2 protein-coding genes and 1 pseudogene are annotated in these 2,003 nt (G+C 47.9%); all 3 read right to left on the reverse strand.

Annotation, left to right across the window (positions count from 1 at the left end; translation table 11 throughout):
- Window positions 1-104 (reverse strand): annotated as a pseudogene (locus PX481_RS24855) (DUF4327 family protein); the annotation flags it as partial.
- A 168-nt stretch (window positions 105-272) separates the two neighbouring features.
- The gene (gene argB / locus PX481_RS24860; protein ID WP_288059152.1) at window positions 273-1,160 is read right to left on the reverse strand and encodes an acetylglutamate kinase; all 888 of its coding nucleotides are present in this window, start codon (window positions 1,158-1,160) and stop codon (window positions 273-275) included.
- Window positions 1,161-1,238: 78 nt separating this feature from the next.
- Window positions 1,239-2,003 (reverse strand): amidohydrolase (locus tag PX481_RS24865; protein WP_288096610.1); only part of this gene is annotated, 765 nt, incomplete at its 5' end.

The following is a 2,003-nucleotide window of genomic DNA, read 5'->3' on the forward strand; positions in this document are numbered from 1 at the left end:
AGTTTCCAGATACTATCGCTAGGTTTGACTACTTTTGCATCTATCCACTTGCTAACCTTGCGTTGAAACTTCACCATCGGGTGAGCTACAGCTTGTTTGGTCATAAATTCAATTGCTATGAAAACTTCGGATTTTGCGCTTCCCAGCTAAACTAACTCAAGACTAAGACTTTTGCCATTACAAAGGAGCGAGAAGCGCGTTTATTAACTTACTTGTACACCAGATCTCTGGTTTTAGGCAAGTCTTTTTAACCAAAAGTACGGTAATTACTACTATAGATTAGTATAACCGGAGGCCACAATCATGGAGCCGATGCCTCGATCGGTGAAAATTTCCAGTAAAAGGGCGTGGGGAAGACGACCATCGATAATATGAGCAGCTTGAACTCCCTGAGCCAGCGATCGCACACAGCAGCTAACTTTGGGAATCATCCCGCCAGCAACGATGCCTTTTTGAATCAACTCCCGGGCCTGTTGGATATCCAATTTAGCCAATAAAGTGGAAGGATCCTTGTAATTCTCTAAAATTCCGGCTGTATCGGTCATCAAAATCAGTTTAGCTGCCCCTAAAGCCGCCGCTATTTCTCCGGCTACCGTATCGGCATTGATATTATGAGCTTGGCCGGTTTCATCGGCGGCCACACTGGAAATCACGGGAATATAGCCACTATTGACCAAGGATTCGACGACGCTAGTATCGACACTGCTGACTTCTCCAACAAAACCAATGCCCTCTTTACCCACGGGACGAGCAGTGATCAGATTGCCATCCTTACCGCATAATCCTACCGCTTTACCGCCGGCTTGATTGATCAGGGCAACAATTTCTTTATTGACGCGTCCCACCAGCACCATTTCTACCACATCCATGGTGTCGGCATCGGTGACGCGTAAACCGTCTTTAAATTGGGGTTCAATACCTAATTTATCCAGCCAACTATTGATTTCTGGACCGCCGCCGTGGACAATAACGGGACGAACCCCCACACAGGAGAGAAAAACGATATCTCGCATGACCGTGTCTTTGATATCGCTGTTATTCATGGCCGCACCACCGTATTTAACCACTACAGTGCGACCGCGAAATTCTTGTATATAGGGTAAGGCCTCGCTGAGGATTTTCACCCGTTGGGCATCGTTTTCGTGGGTATTATTGTTCATGCTTTTTTTACTTGTCTGATTCAGTGATCAGTTTAGCGGTTTCAGGTTTGACAAAAACTGTTCACCCTGAACGGATTTCTAGAAAGTCCTAGAATTGCCGAATTTTTCGACGCAACGGACAAAAATCTCGACTCCCATCCCTAACACCGATTCATCAAAATCAAAGCGGGGATGATGGTGGGGATAGGCTAATCCTAATTCGGGATTGGCAGACCCCAAGAAGAAATAACAGCCTGGTACTTCCTGTAAAAAGAAGGACATATCTTCCCCTCCCATGGTTTGACATTCGGGAACGATTCCGGCCGGGGTTTCCACCACTTGTGCGGCGATTGATTCCACTAATTCCGCCATCTGATCATGATTGATTACCGGGGGATACAATTGCCAGTAATCGAATTGATAACTAGCCCCCTGACTTTGACAGATGCCTGCGATAATTTCTTCCATCCGTTGTCGGAAATAGCCCCCTAACTGGGGATTGAAATAGCGCACTGTCCCACTGAGATTAGCACTATCGGCGATCACGTTTCTAGCGGTTCCCGCTGCTAATTTACCCACAGTCACCACGGCGGCATCGAGGGGGTTAAGGTTGCGGGCGACGATAGTTTGCAGGGCGTTGACGATTTGGGCCGCCACCAGTAGTGAATCGACGGTTTGATGGGGAATTGCCCCGTGGCCTCCCCGGCCTTGAATCTGGAGATCGAAACATTCCACCGCCGCCATTAAGGCCCCATTTTTCACGCCTACTGTCCCTAAAGGCAGATTATTCCAGAGGTGTAGCCCGATAATTCCCTCCGCGTCGGGATTTTTCAGCACTCCCGCTTCGATCATCGGTTTTGCACC

This window comes from Microcystis sp. M53603_WE2, assembly GCF_030065435.1.

Excerpts from the sequence above, each read along its gene's own strand:
- argB (WP_288059152.1), bottom strand. The coding sequence starts at position 1,160 with ATGAACAATAATACCCACGAAAACGATGCCCAACGGGTGAAAATCCTC.